This is a genomic window from Geothermobacter hydrogeniphilus (assembly GCF_002898515.1).
Lineage (GTDB): Bacteria > Desulfobacterota > Desulfuromonadia > Desulfuromonadales > Geothermobacteraceae > Geothermobacter_A.
Genome location: NZ_PPFX01000005.1, coordinates 20,591 through 42,473, shown reverse-complemented (window position 1 = coordinate 42,473; position 21,883 = coordinate 20,591). Strand labels below are relative to the sequence as shown.

Here is a 21,883-nt window from a genome sequence, read left to right as displayed (position 1 = left end):
CAACAGATCAGGTTGGTTCTACATGGTCAGGCTGAGCAGTCTGTCCGCAGCCAGTCGGCTCCACCGCTTGTCACTGGTATCCGCGGCAACTTCCTTGAGAAGTTGGCTGCCCGCTTCAAGCATATTTTTGTCGAGCAGGATGGTTGCCGCCCGATATCGCGCCTGGGCCGCGGCTTCCGACTGATTGAACAGATCCTGAAAATATTTCAGCGCTTTTCCTTTTCGACCCAGGCGATAACAGGCCTCCGCCCGCCAAAGTGCCGCCTGCAGCGGGAGCCTGGTCGTCTCTTTTTCCGCCCGGTCGAGGTTGTCCACGACCCGGTCATAGCGTTTCAGCTCCCAGTAGAGTTGCGCCGCGTAGAGTGCCAGTTCAGAATCTGCGGTGACCTTCTGCCGGTCGAACCAGGCGACAGCATTTTGGGTGCCGTCCCGGGTGACCCGAGCCCGCAACTGCAGCAGCCAGGAACGAGCCAGGTCACTGCCATGCGGTTGCAGGGTGCGGTAGCGTTCGCTGTACTGTTCGACCAGGTCCAGCTCCCCGAGTTGCAGGTAATTCCGGGCCAGCAGCAGACAGGCCCGCGCTTTCTGTTTCTTGTCCTTTGCCCGGTCGTAGAGATAGAGAAAAATCTTGTCAGCGCGGTTGTCGAGTTCCAGACGATCGTAGGCAAGGGCAATCTGGTAGAGAAAATCCCACGGCAGCGGTTGTTGAATCAGCAGGTTGCGATCTCTTTCCACCAGCACCAGGGCGTCAAGATTCCGCCCCTTGCGGATCTGGTCGGTGATGGTCGGCGGCAACAGTTCGCCGAGCAGGGAGACTGCTTCATTGCGCAGGCTGCCGTGTTTGAAGTCTCGCAGGTTTTTTTCCAGGTGATGGATGGCGGATTCGTTTTTGCCCTGCAGATGCTGCAGGATGGCGATCTTGATGCCGGCTTCCTGGCGCAAGTCCATGATCGGGGCTTTTTCGGCCGCGAGCCGGTAGTCTTTCAGTTGCTTACGGATCGCCGCGTCTGTTTTACCGGGCGCCATCAGATCACTGAGTTTCATCATCACCCGGTAGGCAACTTCGCTGCCGTCATTGTCCCAGCGTAAAGATTCCAGTTCGTCGAGGTAGACCAGCGAGCGACTCTGTTTTTCATAACAGGTCAATTCGCCGTAACGGGCCAGGGCCCTGTTTTCTCCTGCCGGGAGCAGATGGGCCAGGGCGTTGAATACCTCACGCGCGCGACCGTAATTTTCGGTCATCTGACAGCAGAGAGCCTGCTGGGCGAGACTGAATCCGCGTCCAGCGGTCAGTTCTTCGGGCAGGGACAGGTAGGCTTTCATGGCGGCGGGGTAGTCACCCTTGAGACTCAGGCCGTCGGCATGACGCAGTTCCTTGATAAGACGTAATTTCTCATTGTTTACCGGGGAGATTGCGGCCAGGGCTTTAAGCGCTTTGTCGGCGTGTCCGAGACCGAGTTCAACTTCCGCGCGCAACAGGGCGATCCATGGCTGCCAGGGAGTTTCCCGACCCGCGTTGTCCACCGCTCGGGCGAGACTGAGCAGGGCCGCGTAAGGTTGCCCGGCACGGACCTGGGCGTGAGCCAGGAAATAATGGAGGCGGCCTTGCGGCACTCCCTGCGGATCTGACAGTTTGATTTCGCGCAGCACCTGGAGAGCCTGTTCCGGCTGTCCGCCGCGCAGCAATGCCTCGCCGCGCAGCATTTTCCCGGCGGCCGTCGGCGCTTGAGCCGTCAACTTCTGCAGCTTCTGCCAGTCGGCTTTGCGCAGCGCGACGCGCCATTGTTCGGGACGTTTGTCCCGCAGCCCGTCATCCGGAAGTTCCGCATGGTCGGGAAGGCTGTAGGCGGGAGTGACCTGCAGACGAATCGGCGTGTGGGAACGTTGCAGAAAAGCGGTCCAGTTCCCCTGGTAGCGCGACCTGGCCAGGCTGGTATGTTTCAGCTGCACGCCATTTTTACGGACTGCCGGCATATCCGGAAGGTCGAAGACGATTCCGGGACGGACCGTGTCGGCGTCATCCCAGCGTATGGCGAGTTTCAACTGATGAAGGTTGTCGTCCGGGGTGGCAACGACGTGCGATGGAATGCGGCGCAACAGCAGCGATACAACCAGGTTGTCGAGGTCGCGGGCGACCAGCACCTTGATGATCTTGTCATCCTCAGGAAGATGCTTCAGCCCGATCCCCGCGGCGCTGTGCTTCAGAATCAGGTCAATTCTCTGTCCCGAAGTCTTGAGATCGTAGTTCGGCAGTCGGTCAAAATCGAAGGTGAGTCGACTGATGCCCATTTCCGAACGGCTGGAAAGATCGTTGAGGACCGATTTTTTTCCTTCACCCGCAACCGCCGGAGACGTCTGCAGCAGGCCGATGATGATAAGCAGCAGGCAGAAGGAAACGTACGTATGTCGTTTAGATACAGATCTCATGGTTTTGTCCTGGGATCACCGGTTGCCATTCGCGTGCCAACTGGCAACTGTTTGAAAATAAAGGAGTAAGCAGCGAGTCTCGGGTTTGTGATGATCTTGGGACGGAGTTTTGACAGCTGGTCGCGGATGGCTTCCGGCGCCAGCGGCGGTCAGCCTGTATTTGGTGTTAAACCTGAATTCGTGAGTCCCTTGTCGGCGGACAGCACAAGTCATGCAGCTGCCTGAGCTTCCCACTAATCACCAGCAAACCTGGGGTGTGCTTCAGATTTTTGGAAATCTCATTCAGGCCAGGCACCTGCACTCTCCATCCAACAGGAACTCACCGATTCAGGTTAAAGGAAATCCGTTGCCGGTCGATATGAGGGAATGACAGCACCAGAACTGTTTACGGTGGTCGCGCGGCATGCCGAGGCATCATTACGCGGAGTGGAATCAGGGCCAGGTGAAAACCTTTAAATGCATCAATGCTGACGAGGTGAAATCAATGGGCAATATCCCGGACGATCAAATTGAAATCATCAACGACTTTATCCAGGAAAGCCGCGATATGCTCGACAATCTCGAGCCGACCATCATCGAGTTGGGCCAGAGTTGTCAAAAAGTCGACTGCTGGTCGGTTCTTAATTGCAGCAACAAGGCCTGCAAGCGTCATGGAAAGAGCCTGGAGACTCCCTGCTGGCTGGATGAAGGTTATGTCGGTGCCGGGCTGCAGACCTGCGTTTTCGCCGAGGCTGAAAGTGATTGTCTTTCCTGCCAGGTTTTTGCCCTGACCAACGGCGACCCGGAAACCATGAATGCCATCTTCCGTCTCTTTCATTCCATGAAGGGGAGTGCCGGTTTCCTCGAATTCGACCATATCGCCCATGTTGCCCACCTGGCGGAAAATCTTCTCGATCGTATCCGTTCCGGCAAGGTCATGCTTGAAGCCGACCATGTCGATCTGCTCTGCCAGGGTTGTGATTTTGCCCGGGAGGCACTCGATTACGTTGAAAAGAATCTCGATGACCAGGGGGTGTCGGAAGAAGCCGCCGGCATTGGAGCCCTGTTGGAAAAAGCGGTCAGAGAAGCCCAGCAGAAAGCCGAGCGTGTTCATGCGCAGCAGGATGATGTTGCCGCCGCGGGTGTTGAGCTGGAAACGGAAGCGTCAGGGGGAGAGCTGCCCGGACTGGAAGACCTGATTACACCGGAGATGCTGTCCAGGTTTGTCCAGGAAGGGGATGAACTGTTGACGGACAGTGAGCAGTTGCTGCTGGCCTGGGGAGAAGATCCCGGCAACAGCGACAGTCTTGCCGAGCTCTTTCGCGACATCCACAGTTTCAAGGGAAATTGCGGCTTTTTCGGTTTTGTCGACCTGGAAAAACTGAGTCACCAGATGGAAACTGTTCTTGACGCCGCCAAACAGGGGTGTGACTTCGGGGATCAAAAACCGGCCGATACCCTGCTGAAAATGGTGGATCAGTTGCGAACCGGCCTCGGTTCGATCGCCGACGGCGGCAGGGGCGAACTGGAAAACCTTGAAGACAGTCTGGCCGAGATGAAGAAGCTGCTGGTCAAGACCGATCAACCGCCGGCGCCTGATCCCGAGGAACTGCGTCTTGCCGATCTGCTGGTCCAGCAGGGCGTGGTTGCTTCCGGGACCATTGCCACCCTGATGCGAACCAAGTCACGGCCATTGGTTGATGCCCTGATCGGCTGCGAAATCGCCACCCGCGAACAGATTGACCAGGCTGTTAAACAGGCCCAGAAGCCGAGCGGTGGAGAAAAACCGGCCGCGGAAAAGCGCGCGCCCGTAGCCGTCAAACCGGTTAAGGCGGCCAAAGCGGTTGCCGGCAGGGCGGCCAAGGCGGCGCCTAAAGGCGGTACGATCAAACGCCAGGACATCCGCGTTGATCTCGACAAGCTGGATAAATTGATCAACCTCATCGGTGAGATGGTCATTGCCGAAAACATGCTGGTCAACAACCCCGACCTGGTCGGGCTGGAACTGGAAAACTTCAACAAGGCCAGTCAGCAGATGAGCAAAATTGTCCGTGAACTCCAGGAAATGGCGATGGTTATCCGCATGATCCCGGTTTCGGGACTTTTCCGGCGCATGATACGCCTGGTTCACGACCTTTCGGTCAAGTCGGGGAAAAAGGTGGAACTGGAATTGTCCGGTGAGGAAACTGAGGTTGACAAGACGGTTATCGAGCAGATCACCGACCCGCTGGTTCATCTGCTGCGCAACTCTCTTGATCACGGACTGGAATCCCCCGAAGAACGTGTTGCCGCCGGGAAACCGGAAAAGGGTGTGGTCAGACTTTCCGCCAAACACGAAGAGGGTGAGGTCTGGATCACTGTGGAGGATGACGGACGCGGCCTGAACCGGGAGCGGATCCTGGCCAAGGCCATCGAAAAGGGACTGGTGCAGGGGGACGGTGCCGAGATGAGTGATCGCGCCGTTTTCAACCTGATCTTCCAGCCGGGATTCTCGACCGCGGACAAGATTACCGATATCTCCGGTCGTGGCGTCGGTATGGACGTCGTGAAGCAGAATCTCGAAAAAATCAAGGGCAAGATCGAGGTCTACAGCAAACCGGGACAGGGGTCGAGCATCAAGTTGCGCATCCCCCTGACCCTGGCCATCATCGAAGGGCTGATGATTCGTGTCGGCCGTACCCGCTGCATTCTGCCGCTGCTGTCGGTCAGGGAGATCTTCCGGCCGACGGCTGAAGCCATCACCCATACTCCCGACGGCCAGGAGCTGGTCAAGGTCCGGGAGAATTTCGTCCCGGTGCTGCGACTGCACAATGTTCTCCGCAAGAAGCCCGACTCTTTCGTACTGCACGAAGGAACCCTGGTTGTTCTTGAGCATCAGGATGATCGCATCGGTCTTTTTGTCGACGAAATCCTCGGCCAGCAGCAAACCGTCATCAAGGGCCTTTCCAATTATCTCGGCAATGTCAACTGCGCTTCCGGCTGCACCATTCTCGGCAACGGCGATGTCTGCCTGATTCTTGATGTCGGCAGCCTGGTCGATGTGGTGGAGCAGGGGCTCTGCCGATTGGACAGCGAGCCCGCCGGGGTCGAAATGCCAGCCGCCGCTACGGCTTAACAACTCTTGATCCGGTAAACGTCAAGCCTGAAAGAACAAGGAGTCTGATTATGCAGAACAACACCGCGTCAGCTGTTTCGGAAGATACATTCGATCTTGCCGAGGATACCCAGCGGGGGAAATTTCTGACCTTTCACATCGCCGATGAGGATTACGGTATCGAGATCCGTTACGTGACCGAAATCATCGGCATCCAGTCGATCACCGATGTTCCTGATATGCCCGATTACATCAAGGGGGTCATCAACCTGCGCGGCAATGTGATCCCGGTGATGGATGTGCGCAAACGTTTCAACCTGCCTGAGAAAGCCTACGAGGAACGGACCTGCATCGTGGTTGTGAATGTCGATGACAAGACCGTCGGCCTGGTGGTTGACAAGGTCAACGAGGTGATCGATATCCCTGATGGGCAGATTGAACCGCCGCCCCGCACCAAGGCGGAGAGCGGGCAATATATTCAGGGAATGGGAAAAGTCGAGGATGAGGTGAAGATCCTGCTTGATGTGCGCAAGTTACTCTACAGTGAAGACCTTGAACAGATGACGAAAAATTCCGACTAACCCGGAAAGGCGGAAATCATGGGCTGGACTCAGATGAGCCAGGCTGTCGTGTCAAACGGGACGGCCGGGCAGAATCACATGATGGTCATCAGTGATGATGAATTCAATGCCATGCGCAAGCTCATCTACGAGCGGTTCGGGATCAACCTGACCGACCAGAAACGTTCGCTGCTGGTCGGGCGACTGCAGAAACTGGTGCGCGGCAATGGTTTCAATTCCTTTCAGGCCTATTACCAGCATCTGCTGAATGATTCCAGCGAACGTGCCTTAAGCGAACTGGTCGACCGGGTTTCGACCAATCACACCTATTTCAATCGGGAAAATGACCATTTCGATTATTTCCGCAATACCGCCCTGCCGGCGGTTGTGGAACGACTGAAAAAGGAAAATCGTTTCGATCTGCGGATCTGGTGCGCCGGTTGTTCAAGTGGTGAAGAGGCCTACATGCTGTTGATGCTGATTCGTGAGGTCCTCGGCAGCGACCACCGACGCTGGGATGCCGGCATCCTGGCCACCGATATTTCCGACCGGGTACTCGCTGTTGCGAGGCAGGGGCTTTACCCCGAGGAGAAGTTGAGCAACATGCCGGCGGAACTGAAACGGAAATATTTTCGTCAGCAGCCCGACGGCCGTTGGCAGGTTGATGAAAGTCTGCGCCGGGAAGCGACGTTCCGTCGTTTCAACCTGATGAACAAAACCTTCCCGTTCAAAAAGCCGTTTCAGATAATCTTCTGCCGCAATGTCATGATCTATTTCGATCAACCGACCCGAGATACGCTGGTGAAGAAGTTTCATCGTCTGACCGAGCCGGACGGGTATCTCTTCATCGGTCATTCCGAGACCCTCGGCCGCAGTCAGAATCTTTATCGTTATCTGCTGCCGGCCGCCTATCAGAAGATGGAGGCCTGATGTCCGGAAAAGTCCGAGTATTGATTGTTGATGATTCCGCGCTGGTCCGACAGCTTTTGTCCCAGGGACTCGGCAGCGATCCGGGAATCGAGGTTGTAGCGACCGCCGGCGACCCCTACGGGGCCCGTGACCATATCGCCCGCCTGCGGCCGGACGTGATGACCCTGGATGTCGAAATGCCGCGCATGGACGGTGTTGAGTTCCTGCGGCGGTTGATGCCGCAGTACCCGATTCCGGTGGTGATGGTCAGTTCCCTGACCCAGCGCGGCAAGCAGATCACCATTGATGCTCTGAACGCGGGCGCGGTCGATTTTGTCGCCAAACCGACCACCGATGTCGCGCGCGGCCTGAAGGCGATGATTCTGGAATTGTGCGCCAAGGTGAAGTTGGCCTCGACGGTGGATGTTTCCCACTGGAAAAATCGTCGCAAGGAATTGCCGAAACTGCTTAAAGCCAGTGGCGGCGCACTGGCCGAGTCGACCGACAAGGTTATCGTCATCGGCGCGTCGACCGGTGGCACCGAGGCCACGCGGCGTATTATCACCCGCCTGCCGGCCGGATTTCCCGGCATCGTCATTACCCAGCACATGCCGCCCGGCTTCACCCAGATGTACGCCGAGTCGCTTAATCGCGAGAGCGCCATGCAGGTGCGTGAAGCCAAAACCGGTGACCGGGTCGCTCCCGGCCTGGTGCTGCTCGCCCCCGGCGGCAAGCAGATGCGGGTGATTCGCAGCGGTGGGCGTTACGAGGTTATCTGTGAGGCCGGACCCAAGGTCAGCGGTCACTGTCCGTCGGTGGATGTGCTGATGGAATCGGCCGCCCGGTCCGTCGGCGGCAACGCTATCGGCGTGATGCTGACCGGCATGGGCAGTGACGGCGCCCGCGGGATGCTGGCCATGGCCCGGGCCGGCGCACGGAATATCGCCCAGGATGAAGCCTCGTGCGTTGTTTTCGGCATGCCCAAGGTCGCTTTTGAAATGGGGGGAGCAAAACGTCTGGTTCCGCTGGATGACATTCCGCCTCTGCTGGTCGGTATGTTGACGGAGCGCGCGGCATGAGTGACCTGGTTCTTGGTATCGGCGATTTTGGCGCTTCGGCCACCAGCGGCTGCGCGATCAAAACCTACGCTCTCGGCAGCTGTGTCGCGGTTATCATGCTCGATCCGCGCACCCGGACGATCGGCATGATCCATATTGCCCTGCCTGATTCAAAAATCAATCCGTCCAAGGTGCGTGAGCGGCCCGGATATTTTGCCGACACCGGTCTGCCGCGGCTGCTGGAAAAGATGGTGGCCGTCAGCGGCAACAGCAATACCCGCTCCTATGTCGTCAAGCTGGCCGGCGGGGCTTCGATCATGGACCCCAATGACACCTTCAATATCGGTAAGCGTAATGTTCTGGCCGCCAAGAAAATTCTCTGGGCCAACGGCATGGGGCCGGTCGCCGAAGATGTCGGCGCGAATTACAGTCGGACCGTCACCGTTTCGGTCGATACTGGGGAAGTGACCATCTCCTGTCCCGGCCGCGGCCAGTGGAAAATCTGAGGTTTGTCATGACTGAGCATAGTGCTGTCGAAGAAATCCGCCGCGCCATTGAAAAGGCTCCACTGCTTTCCGCTAATGCCCAGCGGCTGATGCAGATTACCGCGGATACGGATCATGAACTCGGCGATGTGATCGACATTGTCAAATGCGACGCGACGTTGACCGCCCGGGTGCTTCGGGTGGTCAATTCAGCCGCCTACGATCTGCTTAATCCGATTTCATCCATCGATCGAGCTGTTTCGTATCTCGGTGAACGGATGGTGACCTGCATTGCCATCGGTGACAGCGTCGGGAACCTGATGAATCGTCCCATGGCCGGTTACCAGGCGGCAGCCGGCGAGTTGTGGCGGCATGATCTTTTCACCGCATTTGCGGCCCGGGAGATTGCCCGCTGCGCCAGGGGGGATATGACCATTGATCTGGCGTTTACCGCCGGATTGCTGCATGACATCGGCAAGGCGATCCTGTCGGAGTTTCTTCATGGCAGTGCTGAAAATCTGGTCGGCGATATTGATGCCGGTCATGTCGAGAACTATCTCGGCGGAGAGAAAAAACTGCTCGGCATGGATCACGCGGAAATTGGCCTGGAACTGGCGAAAAGCTGGCAGCTGCCGACGCCGCTGCAGTCGGCGATTGCTTTTCATCACGAGCCGCAACGCGCGCCTGAGGAGGATCGTCTGCTGGTCTATGCCGTCCACCTGGGCGATATCATCGCCATGATGAATGGTTTCGGTACCGGCAGTGACAGTATGCAGTACCAGCTGGATCAGGGTTATCAGGACTATCTGGAGTTCGATACCAAACAGTTGCCGGGCATTATTCTCGAGGCAACCGAGCTGTTCCGGCAGGCCGAGGCATCGCTAACTCAAAATCAGGAGACCGAATCGTGAAAAGAATCGTTGTTGCCGATGATTCCCAGACGGCACGCATGTTTGTCAAACGTTGTCTGCAGATCGTCGGTCTTCAGGATGTCGAATTCTGCGAAGCCGGCAACGGCAAGGAAGCACTGGCCCTGCTCAAGGAGCAGCCGACCGACCTTTTGGTGACCGATCTCAACATGCCGACCATGGATGGTGAAACGCTGCTGAAATGGGTCAAGGGCAATCCGCGCCTGACCGACGTGCCGGTGATGGTTGTCACCAGTGCCGGCAACCCGGCAAAGGAAGAACAGCTTGTCAAACTCGGCGCCTTCTGTGTTCTCAACAAGCCTGTCAACCCGGCGTTGTTGCGGGAAAAGCTGCAGCCGCTGCTGAAGGAGATTTCCGATGCGTGAACGGATGACCAGAGCGATGCACAAGGCCGTGGCGGAAACCATTGAAAACATGGCTTTCCTGGAGGCCCTGCCGAGTCAGGAACCGCCCCCCATCGAAGAGGGTGAGATGCTTCGGGCGAGCCTGCTGATGCACGATCCGGTGCAGGGTGAGTTTCTGCTGCAGATGCCCCGCAATCTGCTGCTCGGCATTGCCGAGGCGCTGTTCGGACTGCCGGTCGAGGAGTTGACCGAGCAACTTGCCGACGATGCCCTGCTCGAATTGCTCAATACGGTGGCCGGACAGTTTCTCAACGAAGTCATCCCCGGCCAGGTTTATCGCCTCGGCCTGCCAGAAATCGAACCCTCGTCGGATGAACCGCTCGGCAACGGAGAAATCGTCTGGCACTTCCTGATAGATGATGAGGGATTTTCCGTCGCGGTGTCCGGGTCCTCGCTTCTGGAGCAGGCCTGAACCGCAAACGCCCCTATAGAAAGGACCGACAAACCATGGGAAAAAAAGTACTGATCATCGATGATTCAAGCACCATGCGCAAGATTGTCGCACGTTCGCTGCGCCAGGCCGGCTTCGATTTCGAGACGATTCTCGAAGCCGGTGACGGGCAGGAGGCGTTGGAAGTGTTGAGTGGTGAAAATGTCGATGTTATTCTCAGCGATATCAATATGCCGAACATGAACGGGGTCGAATTTCTCCGCAACAAGGCCGAGGATGACGGCATCAGGAATATCCCGGTGGTGATGATCACCACCGAGGCCGGGTCGGAGATTCTGCGCGAGGCTCTTGAACTCGGGGCCAAGGGAAGCATCAAGAAACCGTTCACTCCCGATCAGGTTCAGGACACCCTGGGTGCCTTACTCTAGGAGGCGGATTGTGGATTTTGCGAAAAGCGTGATTGACGCAACCTGCGAAATATTTGAAACCATGTTGATGACCCGGGTGACTCCGGGCGATCCGCTGCCGAACCGTAGTGACGTCTTTGTCGACGGCATCAGCGGCTTGGTCGGCATGGCCGGAGGCTACCGGGGGATGCTGGCCATCCATTGCTCCAACCGGGTCGCCATGGCCATCACCGGGACTTTTCTCGGCATCGATGTTGAAACTGTTGATGATGATGTCAAGGACGCTATCGGTGAGATGGCCAATATGCTGGCCGGTTCAGTCAAAACCTCCCTGTCGGAGAACGGCAAGGACATCAAGTTGTCGATTCCATCCGCCGTGGGCGGGGAGGAATATACTTTCGAGTGCCATGCCGCCGCTGACCAGGTGCTGATGCCGTTCAAAATGCCCGATGGAGAATTCCTTGTTGAACTGCAACTGCAGGAACAGTCGGAATGATGCCGCTCCGGGAGGTCGAGGATAACAGGCGCGACAGCGCACTGAAGGTAAGCCGCCCCGGTTTCGATGATGTGTCCACGGTCGAGGGCTACAGCGGCATGCTGGCCGAGGCGACGACGGAAGTCTTTGCCACCATGGTCATGATGGAGGTCGAAACTCTGGCTCTGCGGCCTGCCCGTCCCAACCGCCTGATCGATTCGGTGTCTGCCGTGCTGGGGGTCTCCGGCGGGCTGCGGGGGGTGCTGGCTGTTCATTGTCCTGAACGGGTGGCGCGTGAAATCTGTGGTGGATTGCTGGGTGAGACGCCGGTTGAAGTCGATGCCGAGGTCAAGGATACGATCGGTGAAATGGTCAATATGATTGCCGGGGGGTTGAAGATCCGACTTTTGCAACAGCAGTGCGAAATCGAACTGGCGGTGCCGTCGGTGATCGCCGGAAGTAGTTATGAGGTCAACCTTCTATCCCGGGCTGAACGGTTGCTGTTGCCTTTTGAAACGGTCGCGGGGACCTTTCTGCTTGAATTCAAGTACGCTGGAAAAACCTAGGCAGGAGCATGGACCGCCGGAAAGTTGTCAATACCGTTCTCAGAGCGGTGCTGAAAAAAGGCCAGGAGGAGATATCCTCCCTGATCGGCCAGCCTGTCGAGTTCAGTGACTGCCAGGTCATAACCTCGAACCGGGAGACTCTGTTCGAAAACCTGCAGGATCCACAGGTGCTGGCTGAATTCAGGGTTGAAGGGGACCGTGAGGGAAGCGCCTACCTGCTGCTCGATCTCAAGGACGCCCTGGTCCTCGGCGGCACCCTGATCATGCTGCCTGAAGAAGAGCTGCACGATCGTATCGACAAGGGAGAGTTCGGCGGTGACGAGGCCGACGCTTTCGGCGAAATTGTCAATATCATGGCCGGTGTTATCTCCGGTCTGGTCGATGAACTTTTCCCCGATAAACTGCGATTCGTCAAGACCGGCCAGCAGGTTGTCAATCCACTCAGAGTTGTTGCCAAAGAGGACTATCCCCTGGCGGAAGGCCCGTTGAGTCTTGTTGTCGGCAAGGGGACGCTGCAGGGGAAGAATCTTGCCGGACTCGTTCAGGTGCTGGTGCCGGACGAACTTCTCGGGCTGGGGGGGGGAGAAGATGCGGCACCGGTTGTCGAGTCGGAGCAGACGGCAGCCGAGTCGGAGCAGGCAACGGCTGCAGGTCCGGTGGACACGGCCGGGCAGACGGCAGTCGCGCCCACCGAAACGACTGCCGTTGCGAGTGAATCCAGGGGGGCAGGTGCAGCTCCTGCTGCGGAAACTCCGTCCGCGAAGCCACCGGCCGGGGCGGCCGGTCCCGGGCCCGTGGTCAGTGAAGACAAACTGGTCAAAATTTTCAGGGTCATCCATGCCAAAATTCAGGAAGAAGTCGGGGGCTTTCTGGGCCATTCATTCGAAATCAGCAACGAAAAATACCTTTGTTCCAACAGGGCGGAGCTGTTTGCCGGTCTGGACGGAACCCAGGTTCTTGCCCACATGCGGGTCGAAGGGGACAGGGAAGGTGACGGTTACCTGTTGACCAGCCTGGGGGCGGCCATCCATCTCGGCGGTACCCTGATCATGCTTCCCGATTCCGAATTGCAGGAGCGCCTTGAGAGTGGTGAATATGGCGCTGAGGATTCGGACGCCTTCGGCGAGATTGTCAATATCGTTGCCGGGATCTGCACCTCGGTCTTTAATGATATCTATCCCGGCAATCTGCACTTCGTCAAAACGGACCAGGAGCCCATTGATCCCCTGGTTATCGAGGCCAGGGAAGAGTATCCGGTCAAGGATGTCGAATTCTTCCTCGCTTCCGGGGATGCCCGGCTTGATGGACAGGAGCTTGGACGAATAGGGTTCTTCGTGCCGGCGGATGTTTTGGGACTGCAGAACGCTGAGGCCGGGGGAGTGACGGCACCGACGGAAACGCCGGTTGTGGCGGGAGTTGACGAGACGGGCGGAGATCCCGGTGGGGTTGGTTCCGACAACTCGGGCGGGGAGACCGGGACGGCGAGCGAAACCGAAACCGTCCCGCCTTCGAAAGGGGAGACGGGAAAATCCGCTTCCCCGGTTGCGACCGGTTCGACCGGTACCCAACCTCTGATTCTGGTCTGCAGCGATTCCGAAGAGCAGGCGGAAGTGTTTATCAGGGCGATCGAAGGGTTGAACTGCGCGGCCCGGTTTCAGCATGTGCAGGAGGCTGTCGGCGGCTACGGTCCTGAGACACGCGGGGTTTTCCTGGTTCTTGGAGATGTCGGCGAACAGGGAATCGCCGCGGCGATCAAGATCAATGCCAGTATCCAGGGACGTATGCCGCTGATCGCTGCCGGCCCCAACTGGACCCGCAGTATGGTGCTGCGGGCCATCAAGTACGGCATCAGGGATATCCTGGTGACACCCGCCAGTGAGGCGCAGATACAGGAGAAGGTGAAACTTAATTTAGTCGCTTGACACTTGCCAGGGCTGATGAAAAGTCCTTGGGACCGGTTACGAAAAAAGCCCCCGGCCGCTAACCCGCTGCCGGGGGCTTTGTATGTAGGGCCTGGATGCTCAGGCGCAGGAAGCCTGGGGCAGGCCGATCCCGGTTTCGAGTTCCTTTTTCTTGATTTTCTCGATCAGGGTGGTGCGTTTCAGGTTGAGCAGACGGGCGGCTTCCTTCTTGTTGCCGCCGGTGCGGGCCAGGGCCTGGCTGATCAGCTGTCGCTCAAGACCGTCGACCAGGTCGTTGAAGTTGATGCCGTCACCGTTCCAGAGAGCCTCGTGCAGGGCGATCGGTGCCAGGTTGTCGAGTTGTTCTTCACTGCGCCGGTCGGCGGTTCCGGGTTGAACAGCATGCGCGGCGTACTTGGCCGGCAGATCCTCGAGATCGACCGACTCGCCTCCATGCAGCACCACCAGCCGTTGAATGAGATTTTCCAGCTCGCGGACATTGCCGGGCCAGGGATAGTTCACCAAGGCGTTCAGGGCCCGTTCGGAAAAACCCTTGAGTCCATAGCGCTTGCCGCGGTTGAAAACCCGGGTGAAGCTGTCAAGCAGCAGGATGATGTCATCCTTGCGCTCGCGCAACGGCGGGATGTTGATGGGAATGACACTGAGACGGTAATAGAGATCTTCGCGGAACTTACCTTCGGCAACCAGTTGTTCGAGGTTGCGGTGGGTCGCGGCGACAATGCGGACATTGACCGGCACCGGTTTGACGCCACCGACCGGTTCGAACTCCTTTTCCTGGATGACCCGCAGCAGCTTGGCCTGCAGCGAGGGTTTCATGTCGCCGATTTCATCCAGAAACAGGGTGCCGCCGGCGGCATACTGGATGCGCCCCATTTTATTTTGGGTGGCGCCGGTGAAGGCTCCCTTGACGTAACCGAACAATTCGCTTTCCAGCAGGTCATCAGGAATAGCCGCGCAGTTGACCGGGACGAAGTTTTTTTCCCGGCGCGGGCTGCGGGAATGCACGGCACGGGCGACAAGCTCCTTACCGGTGCCACTTTCACCCTGAATCAGGACGGTACTCTCACCGTCATCAGCGACACGTTCGATGATGCTGAAAAGTTTCTGCATGCGCAGCGAGTTGCCGATGATGCCCTCGAATCCGTCTGATTTTCTCAGCATGGGGCCTCCTTGTGTAAGTCATCTGCGAGAGGGGCTTCAAGTCAAGTTATCGACACTTCCTCCAAGAAGGGTGCCAACCATGCCGGTTGCATCGTCAAACTTTTGAAATTGATCAGGCTTTTTTGGAAAAGCCTTTAAAATCGGGAATCTTTGGAGGGATAAAACGGGACGAACATTGGTTCGCGAGGGAGGCTGGGCTTGTCATTGTGCCCTGAAAAGGATCTGTCACACTGTGACAGTGTGCCACAGTCACGACCTGTGCCAAGGCACAGTTGTGCCATGGCACAGGTCGCAGTTCAGGACAATTCAGATCCCGTATTCCTCAAGCTTGCGGTAGATGGTTCGGCGGCTCATGCCGAGCAGCTGCGCGGCGCGGGTTTTGTTGCCGCCGGCTTTCTCTAGGGCATCGAGAATGGCCTGGCGGTCATCGCGGAAGCCAGCGGCCGGACTCTGTGGAGTCGTGACGCCATGACGTGTCAGATCTGAGGAAAGGTGCGCGGTGGTGATCAGGCTGTCCTGGCAGAGGACGAAGGCATGTTCCAGGGCATGTTCAAGTTGTCTGACATTGCCCGGCCAGGGGTAGGATCTGAACAGCGCCATGACATCATCGGTCACTCCCCTGATCTGCTTGCCGAAACGGATATTGAACTGCTGGATGAAGTGGCGGACCAGCAGGTCCAGATCGGACCCCCGCTGCCGCAGAGGGGGGAGCTTCAGGTTCATAACATTGAGGCGGAAGTAGAGATCTTCCCGGAACTCTCCGGCGCTGACCTTTTCCAGCAGGTCCTTGTTGGTGGCGGTGACGATTCGGACGTCAACCTTGATCGGGGTGGAATCTCCGACTTTTTCGATGATCTTATCCTGCAGAACCCGCAGCAGACGGACCTGAGTGGCCGGTGAAATGTCACCGATTTCATCCAGGAAGATGGTGCCGCCGTCGGCTTTCTGAAAACGCCCGATCTTGTCCTTGACGGCGCCGGTAAAGGCTCCCTTGACGTGACCGAAAAGTTCACTTTCCAGCAGGTTCTCGGGCAGGGCGGCGCAATTGAATTTGACCAGAGGACGTTTGCGGCGATCGCCCATGTTGTGCAGCGCCTCGGCGACCAGTTCCTTGCCGGTTCCCGATTCGCCGGTGATCAGCACCGTGGTGTCGATTGAGGCGAGAGAATGAATCATGCGGTAGAGATGCTGCATCTCATCACATTGGCCGATCATGTTGCCGGGCTGGTTGCGGTCCTGCAGGTCGCGTTCAAGCTTGACCATGCGGGTTTCGTCCCGTAGCAGCAGCACGACTCCGTCATGCTTGCCGGTCGGCGTCTGCAGGGGGGCGGTATTCAGGGTCAGAACCTGGATGCCGCCCCTGGAGAGGGGGCACTCGCAGCGGTAGATTTCACCGGGTTGACCTGTCTCAAGAGTCTGGCGGATCAGGCTGGCGCATTGGCCGTCGGTACCGTCGAGCAGTTCAAAGTTTTCCCCGATCGATTCGCCGGCGATACCGAGCATCTGCTTGGCGGCGGCGTTGATTTCCACCAGACGCATGTCGCTGTCAACGGTGAGCAGGCCATCTCTGATACTGCGGAAGATCGCTTCAAGATGGGCCTGGTAACGATTTTTCTGGGCGACCAGTTCCTGGTGGGTCAGAGCCAGTTTGGCGAGGCGCAGCAAGGTCTCCTGGCGAACCGGTTTGGAGATGTAATCGAAGGCTCCCAGCCTGACTGCGTCGGCGGCGGTATCGACCTCCGGAGCCCCGGTCACCATGATCACCGGCGCCTGCAGCTTGCGTTTGCGGATGACGCGCAGGACGTTGATTCCGGAGTGCCTGCCGAGCAGGATGTCGAGAAAGATCAGGTCGAAATGTTCAGCTTCAAGTTTTTCCAGTGCCTCGTCGGCCGAGGCGGCGGTATCGACCTGGTAACCTTCATCCTCAAGAAAACTGGCGAAGGTCAGGCGGATACTTTCTTCATCGTCGATGCAGAGAATACGTTTGTTCATCTGGTCCTTATCCCGCGATGGGAAGGGTCAAAATGACCCGTGTAAAAGCGCCCGGCAGGCTGTCGAAGTAGATGGCTCCGCCATGGTCCTGAATAATACCATGGCTGATGCTCAAACCAAGTCCGGTTCCCTCGCCCTGGGGTTTGGTCGAAAAAAAGGGATTGAGAATCCGGTCGCGAACCCCTTCGGGAATGCCGCAGCCGTGGTCGTGGAAAACGATTTCCAACATGCCGCGGTTGGTAAGCGGCCGGGCCGAGATGATCAGCTTCTTGTCCGGACAGGGGGAAGGGAAACGCTGGTTGAGGGCGTGTTGGGCATTGCTGATCAGATTGATGAAAACCTGTTCCAGCTTCTGGTGCTTGCCGAGCAGACAGGGCAGGTTGGCGGGTATGTCCAACTCAAGATTGATCCCGTCCTTGCGCAGGCGAGTGGCGCAGAGGGAGAGAGCTTCCTGCAGCAGGTTGTTCAGAACCACAGGCCGTTTCTCTTCGACCCGGTCACGGGAAAAACTCAGCAGGTTGCCGACAATGGTGGCGATGCGGTCTCCTTCCTTGACGATGCGTTCGGCGATTTCATTCTGCCGACCTTCCTTTTTCCCCTGGTTGATCAGGATCTGGGCGTAGTTGATGATGCCGTTGATCGGGTTGTTGATTTCGTGGGCGACACCGGCGGCCAGTTCGCCGAGGGCGGCCAGGTGTCCGGTCCGCATGGTTTCGGCCTGCAACTTGATCTTGTCGGTGACGTCATGGGCCAGTTCCATGATCTGAATGACCTTGCCGTCATCGGAGCGGATCGGAAACGCCCTGACACCCCAGGATCGTCCATCCGGGGTAGTGACCAGCGAGGTCCCGATTTCACCCTCGGCGATACAGCGCTCGGTCATCTCGACATCGCAGGGAGCCGAGTGCTCCTCGAAGAGTTGTCGGCAGGTCTTGCCGATCATGTTTTCCACCGGAATGCCGCACGCTTTTGAGGCCGATTCGTTGGCCCAGGTGAGGCGTGAATCGCCGGTCAACAGCAGCAACACATCGGGGATGCCGTCAAACAGAATGCGGAACTGTTCGTAGAGCCGACGGTAGCTGTGTTCCCTTTTTTTCAGTTCAGTCTGGGCCCTTTTCTGTTCAGTGATATTGGTCAGCAGGCAATGCGCCTGCTTGAACCGGCCTTCCAGGTCGTAGCCGACGCGGCCCTTGACCATCACGTCGATCAGGGTGCCGTCCTTGCGACGCATAGTGAATTCGAGATCGTTGACACTGCCGTCATCGAGAAAGGCGCAGAACCGTTGCTGCAGCAACGATTGTGATTCGGCGGTCAGCAGTTTCGCCACCCGGGTACCGATCAGTTCCTCCCGCCGGTAGCCGAGCATCTCCTCGAAAGCCGGGTTGACGTCGATGAAGCGGCCGGTGGCATCGAGGGACTGGTAGGGCAGGGGGGCATTGCGGTAAAACAGGCGGAACCGTTCCTCGCTCTGTTTCAGGGCCTGCTCGGCCTGGAATTGCCGGGTGACATCGAGGGTGGCGACAAAGACTTTTTCCCAGGTATGCTGATAGGCGTCCGGCAGGATAATGCGCAATTCGACCTGGATAATTCTGCCGTCAAGGGTGCGATTCGGGGTATGGGTGCTGAACTGGGTTTCCCCGGAAAGAATCCGCGTCAGATTTTCAGCAAAAATCTCAAAACTTTCTTCCGTGAATACCTGGTCAAGTCGGGTCAGCAGGTCATCCTTGGACGATGCCCCGTAGATCTCCAGAACCTTGTCGTTGACTTCAGTGATTTTCACCAGGCGCGCGCACTCCCGAACGACCTCCGGATGGTCCCGAAAATAGTCCAGCAGGCTGCTGCCGCAGTTCCCCCGGATATCATCGAGCCGTTTCTTGACGGCCGAAAAGTCTTCCACCCAGATGGGGACCGGGAGTTGGGTGAAGAGTTCCTGGTAGTGTGACTGGTCCATGGAGCTGAATGCCCGTCAGGAATCTTTGCGGAGCTTGCCGCGGTAGTCGAGAGCCTTGGCGGTCATGGTCATCAGGGTTTCCTGGCGCACCGGCTTGGGGATATAGGCAAAGGCGCCGCAGCGGATTGCTTCGGAAACGGTGTCTTCATCCGGGGCGCCGGTCACCATGACCACCGGCGTCAGGGGGGCGATCTGCCTGATCTGCCTGAGGACTGAAATCCCGGAATGGGTTCCGAGCAGCAGGTCAAGAAAAATCAGGTCGTAGTTCTTTGCTTCCAACTGTGCCAACGCGTCCTTCGGACCTTCGGCGACATCGACCGCGTATCCCCGGTCGGCGAGCAGATACTGAAAAGTAAAACGGATGCTCTCTTCGTCGTCGATCACCAGGATCTGTTCATTCATGGTTGATCCCTTTGCTGGTCGGGTGAATGCCCGGGTTCATGTTCATGACGCGCCCGGTAGAGAGGGTCGCCGGGGCTGTTGCCTGTGCCTGATTTTGACCTTACCAAATACTTTAGCTTGTTCCTGGAAAATTTCTCGAATTTTTTGTTGCCGGCATCCGGGTCGGAGTGACTTTTCTTTCGCCAGTTTACCGCTGCGATGTATAGAGTATTTTTCGGCTGGGATCAACCTGATTCAGTTAGTTTACGCTGTCCGGAGTCCCTCAAAGCGGTTGCCGGGGACGGGGCGCTATGTTAATTTCATGGCCGATGAGCGGCAAACAACGCATTGATAAAATCCTTGTTGACAAGGGCCTGGTTGCCTCCCGGGAAAGGGCCCGGGCGTTGATTCTCGCCGGGCAGGTGGTGGTCGATGACCATCGGGTCGACAAGCCCGGAACCCAGGTTCCGGTTGCCGCGAAGATTCGGCTCAAGGGTGAGGATATCCCCTACGTGTCACGTGGCGGGTTGAAGCTGGCCGCTGCTTTAGCGCAATTTCCGGTTGTGGTGAGAGGTCGGGTCGCCATTGATGTCGGCGCCTCGACCGGCGGGTTTACCGACTGCCTGCTGCAGGCCGGTGTCATGAAGGTCTATGCCGTCGATGTCGGTTACGGACAACTGGCCTGGTCGTTGCGCAACGACCCCCGGGTGATCAACCTGGAGCGGACCAACATCCGCCGCCTCGAACCCTCCATCCTTGCTGAAAAGCCCGACCTGGCGGTTATTGACGCCTCCTTTATCTCGTTGGAGAAAGTGCTGCCGCCGACCCTGGCGCTGCTGGCGCGGCCGGCCGAGATCATTGCCCTGGTCAAGCCGCAGTTCGAGGTCGGGAGGGGAAAGGTCGGCAAGGGCGGCGTTGTCCGTGATCCGGAACAGCACCGCCGCGTGGTCAACCGGATCAGCGAGTTCGCCGCCGGGCTGGAACTGGTGGTCGCCGCCTCGGCGGCCAGCCCCATTCTCGGCCCTAAGGGTAACCGGGAATTTCTTCTCTATCTGAAAACGGGTGAGGACTTATGAATCGCGTCTTTTTTATCGGCGCCGGCCCCGGTGATCCCGACTTGTTGACTCTGCGGGGTGCCCGGCTGCTTGAACAGGCGGCTACGGTTTTTACGCCTGATCCCCTCGGCCAGACCTTTGCCCGGCTGCTGCGGGGCAAAAAAATTCATTCCCCCTTCGACTACTATTTTGATGAACTGCTCGCGTTGATCGACGCGTGCCGTCAAAAGGGCCCCGTGGCCTTCCTGGTGCCCGGCGACCTGACCTTCTACGCGCCGTTCCAGGCCCTGGTTGATACCCTCGGTGAGAATGCCGAGGTGATCCCCGGTGTCGGTACCGCCAATGCCGCTTCCGCGCGGTTGAAGAAAACCCTCGATCTGCCCGGGGTCTGCAACCGGGCCATCATCGCTTCGCCGCGCACGCTGGGGGATGACGAGAATGCTCCCGAGCTGGCCGACCTGGCCGCCCCCGGAGTGACGCTGCTGATCTACATGAACAACCTGCCGCTGGAAGAGCTGGTCGCCCAGCTGCGCCGGGGGTACGGACGCAGTGTTCCGATTGCGCTGCTGCACCGCCTCGGACTGCCCGGCGAAGAGATCCTGCTGGGGAATCTCGACACCATTGTCGACCTGACCGCCGGTCGCGACTTTTTCAACCTCGGGCCGGATACCCACCGTCCCGCCCTGACCCTGGTTATCGTCGGTGAAACCCTGACCGCTTCACCGGGAGGCGCCTGGTGGGATTTCCGCCGTGAACATATCTGGCGCCATCGTTCATGAAACTGATCAGTCCCATTGACAGCCCGGATGAACTGGAACCGCTGCTGGCCGCCGGAGCGGACGAGCTCTACGGCGGGGTGATTCCCCCGAACTGGCCGCAGGGGCATGGTTCACTCGCCGCGGTCAATCAGCGCACCTTCAGTGGCGCCCAGTTCGATGATTTTTCCTGTTTTCAGCAGGCGGTCTCCGCGTGTCATCAGGCCGGTCGGAACTTTTACCTGACTCTCAACAGCCCCTTTTATACCGAGCCGCAGTGGCCGCTGCTGATCGCCCTGGTCGAACAATCCGCCGTCGTTGGCCTGCATGGCGTGATTCTGGCGGATCTCGGTCTGTTGCGGGTGCTGCACCGACGTTTTCCCGAACTGAAGTTTCACGCCAGCACCCTGGCGCATCTCGGCAATTCCGAAGCTGTTCGTGTCTATCAGCGGGCCGGGATTTCCAGCGTCGTGCTGCCTCGCCACCTGAGTGTTGCCGAAATGGCCGCCGTTGCCGGGGACGTCCCCGAGGTCGGTTGTGACGCCTTTCTGTTGGTCGGTAAATGTCCCAATACCGAGGGCCTGTGCAGCTTTCATCACAGTAGCCCGGACAAGATCTGGCCATGTGAAATCCCCTATGAAATCAACCCGATGGATGAACATCCTTCAGCTGTTATCGAGGCCGCTGTCAAACGCCAGCGCAGCTGGTCTAAGAGCAACCGCCGCCACGGTTGCGGCCTGTGCGCCATTCCCCATCTGCGGGCGGGCGGAATTCGCGGGCTGAAGCTGGTCGGCCGGGGCGCTCCGACGGCGATGAAGTTGGCCAACCTCGCCCTGGCACGGGACTTTGTCAAGTTGGCGGCCGAAAATCTCCCGGGTGAAGAGTATCGCCGCCGTGCCCGTCAGGCCCATCGGCGCCGTTTCGGCGCCGGCTGCTCCCCCAATGTCTGTTACTATCCCGAGTTTTACCAGGGAGAATAAAA

Annotated in this window: 19 protein-coding genes and 1 pseudogene; 15 read left to right on the top strand and 5 right to left on the bottom strand. The window is 58.1% G+C overall.

All coding sequences use genetic code 11. From position 1 onward, the window contains the following. Positions 1-18 precede the first annotated feature (18 nt). Entirely contained in the window at positions 19-2,427 is a 2,409-nt protein-coding gene (locus C2E25_RS03510; RefSeq protein ID WP_103114407.1) for a tetratricopeptide repeat protein, read from the bottom strand. Positions 2,428-2,869: 442 nt separating this feature from the next. Here C2E25_RS03510 and C2E25_RS03505 point away from each other — a divergent pair, with 442 nt between their 5' ends. Genes C2E25_RS03505 through C2E25_RS03450 form a run of 12 tightly spaced genes read left to right on the top strand, consistent with a single transcriptional unit; the run spans position 2,870 to position 13,606 of the window. Next, the gene (locus C2E25_RS03505) at positions 2,870-5,521 is read left to right on the top strand and encodes a chemotaxis protein CheA (protein ID WP_233189323.1); all 2,652 of its coding nucleotides are present in this window, start codon (positions 2,870-2,872) and stop codon (positions 5,519-5,521) included. A gap of 50 nt (positions 5,522-5,571) precedes the next feature. After that, entirely contained in the window at positions 5,572-6,081 is a 510-nt protein-coding gene (locus C2E25_RS03500) for a chemotaxis protein CheW (protein WP_103114405.1), read from the top strand. Positions 6,082-6,099: 18 nt separating this feature from the next. Then, complete coding sequence (locus C2E25_RS03495; protein ID WP_233189322.1) at positions 6,100-6,990, top strand: CheR family methyltransferase; 891 nt, start codon at positions 6,100-6,102, stop codon at positions 6,988-6,990. After that, positions 6,990-8,048: a protein-glutamate methylesterase/protein-glutamine glutaminase gene (locus C2E25_RS03490; protein WP_199177355.1), complete on the top strand. Its 1,059-nt coding sequence runs from the start codon at positions 6,990-6,992 to the stop codon at positions 8,046-8,048. Before C2E25_RS03495 ends, C2E25_RS03490 begins: the two co-directional genes overlap by 1 nt. Next, entirely contained in the window at positions 8,045-8,533 is a 489-nt protein-coding gene (locus C2E25_RS03485) for a chemotaxis protein CheD (RefSeq protein WP_103114403.1), read from the top strand. Before C2E25_RS03490 ends, C2E25_RS03485 begins: the two co-directional genes overlap by 4 nt. A gap of 8 nt (positions 8,534-8,541) precedes the next feature. Then, entirely contained in the window at positions 8,542-9,423 is an 882-nt protein-coding gene (locus C2E25_RS03480; protein ID WP_103114402.1) for an HDOD domain-containing protein, read from the top strand. After that, the gene (locus C2E25_RS03475; RefSeq protein ID WP_085008734.1) at positions 9,420-9,806 is read left to right on the top strand and encodes a response regulator; all 387 of its coding nucleotides are present in this window, start codon (positions 9,420-9,422) and stop codon (positions 9,804-9,806) included. Before C2E25_RS03480 ends, C2E25_RS03475 begins: the two co-directional genes overlap by 4 nt. Next, positions 9,799-10,257 (top strand): chemotaxis protein CheX, encoded by a 459-nt coding sequence (locus C2E25_RS03470; protein WP_103114401.1) that lies wholly within the window; start codon positions 9,799-9,801, stop codon positions 10,255-10,257. Before C2E25_RS03475 ends, C2E25_RS03470 begins: the two co-directional genes overlap by 8 nt. A gap of 35 nt (positions 10,258-10,292) precedes the next feature. After that, positions 10,293-10,664 (top strand): response regulator, encoded by a 372-nt coding sequence (locus C2E25_RS03465; protein ID WP_103114400.1) that lies wholly within the window; start codon positions 10,293-10,295, stop codon positions 10,662-10,664. Between the two features lie 10 nt (positions 10,665-10,674). Further along, positions 10,675-11,139, top strand: a complete 465-nt coding sequence (locus C2E25_RS03460) for a chemotaxis protein CheX (RefSeq protein WP_103114399.1) — start codon at positions 10,675-10,677, stop codon at positions 11,137-11,139. Further along, a complete protein-coding gene (locus tag C2E25_RS03455; protein WP_103114398.1) occupies positions 11,136-11,684 on the top strand; it encodes a chemotaxis protein CheX in 549 nt (182 codons plus the stop codon). Before C2E25_RS03460 ends, C2E25_RS03455 begins: the two co-directional genes overlap by 4 nt. A gap of 8 nt (positions 11,685-11,692) precedes the next feature. Further along, positions 11,693-13,606, top strand: a complete 1,914-nt coding sequence (locus tag C2E25_RS03450) for a hypothetical protein (protein WP_103114397.1) — start codon at positions 11,693-11,695, stop codon at positions 13,604-13,606. Positions 13,607-13,705: 99 nt separating this feature from the next. Here C2E25_RS03450 and C2E25_RS03445 read toward each other — a convergent pair. From C2E25_RS03445 to C2E25_RS03430, 4 genes and pseudogenes are all read right to left on the bottom strand, one after another. Further along, positions 13,706-14,761 (bottom strand): annotated as a pseudogene (locus C2E25_RS03445) (sigma-54 interaction domain-containing protein); the annotation flags it as partial. 312 nt (positions 14,762-15,073) lie between these two features. Next, positions 15,074-16,759, bottom strand: a complete 1,686-nt coding sequence (locus C2E25_RS03440; protein ID WP_103114395.1) for a sigma-54 dependent transcriptional regulator — start codon at positions 16,757-16,759, stop codon at positions 15,074-15,076. A 7-nt stretch (positions 16,760-16,766) separates the two neighbouring features. Further along, positions 16,767-18,710, bottom strand: coding sequence for a PAS domain-containing sensor histidine kinase (locus tag C2E25_RS03435; RefSeq protein WP_103114394.1), 1,944 nt, complete (start codon positions 18,708-18,710; stop codon positions 16,767-16,769). 15 nt (positions 18,711-18,725) lie between these two features. Beyond that, on the bottom strand, positions 18,726-19,112 hold the full coding sequence (locus C2E25_RS03430) for a response regulator (protein ID WP_103114393.1): 387 nt from the start codon (positions 19,110-19,112) through the stop codon (positions 18,726-18,728). Between the two features lie 290 nt (positions 19,113-19,402). Here C2E25_RS03430 and C2E25_RS03425 point away from each other — a divergent pair, with 290 nt between their 5' ends. From C2E25_RS03425 to C2E25_RS03415, 3 genes are read left to right on the top strand one after another with little or no spacing between them, the layout of a single operon-like run. Continuing rightward, positions 19,403-20,167, top strand: coding sequence for a TlyA family RNA methyltransferase (locus C2E25_RS03425; RefSeq protein WP_269845095.1), 765 nt, complete (start codon positions 19,403-19,405; stop codon positions 20,165-20,167). After that, positions 20,164-20,925 (top strand): SAM-dependent methyltransferase, encoded by a 762-nt coding sequence (locus tag C2E25_RS03420; protein WP_103114391.1) that lies wholly within the window; start codon positions 20,164-20,166, stop codon positions 20,923-20,925. The genes C2E25_RS03425 and C2E25_RS03420 overlap by 4 nt, the downstream gene beginning before the upstream one ends. Continuing rightward, positions 20,922-21,881, top strand: coding sequence for a peptidase U32 family protein (locus C2E25_RS03415; protein WP_103114390.1), 960 nt, complete (start codon positions 20,922-20,924; stop codon positions 21,879-21,881). The genes C2E25_RS03420 and C2E25_RS03415 overlap by 4 nt, the downstream gene beginning before the upstream one ends. The last annotated feature ends 2 nt before the right edge of the window (positions 21,882-21,883 follow it).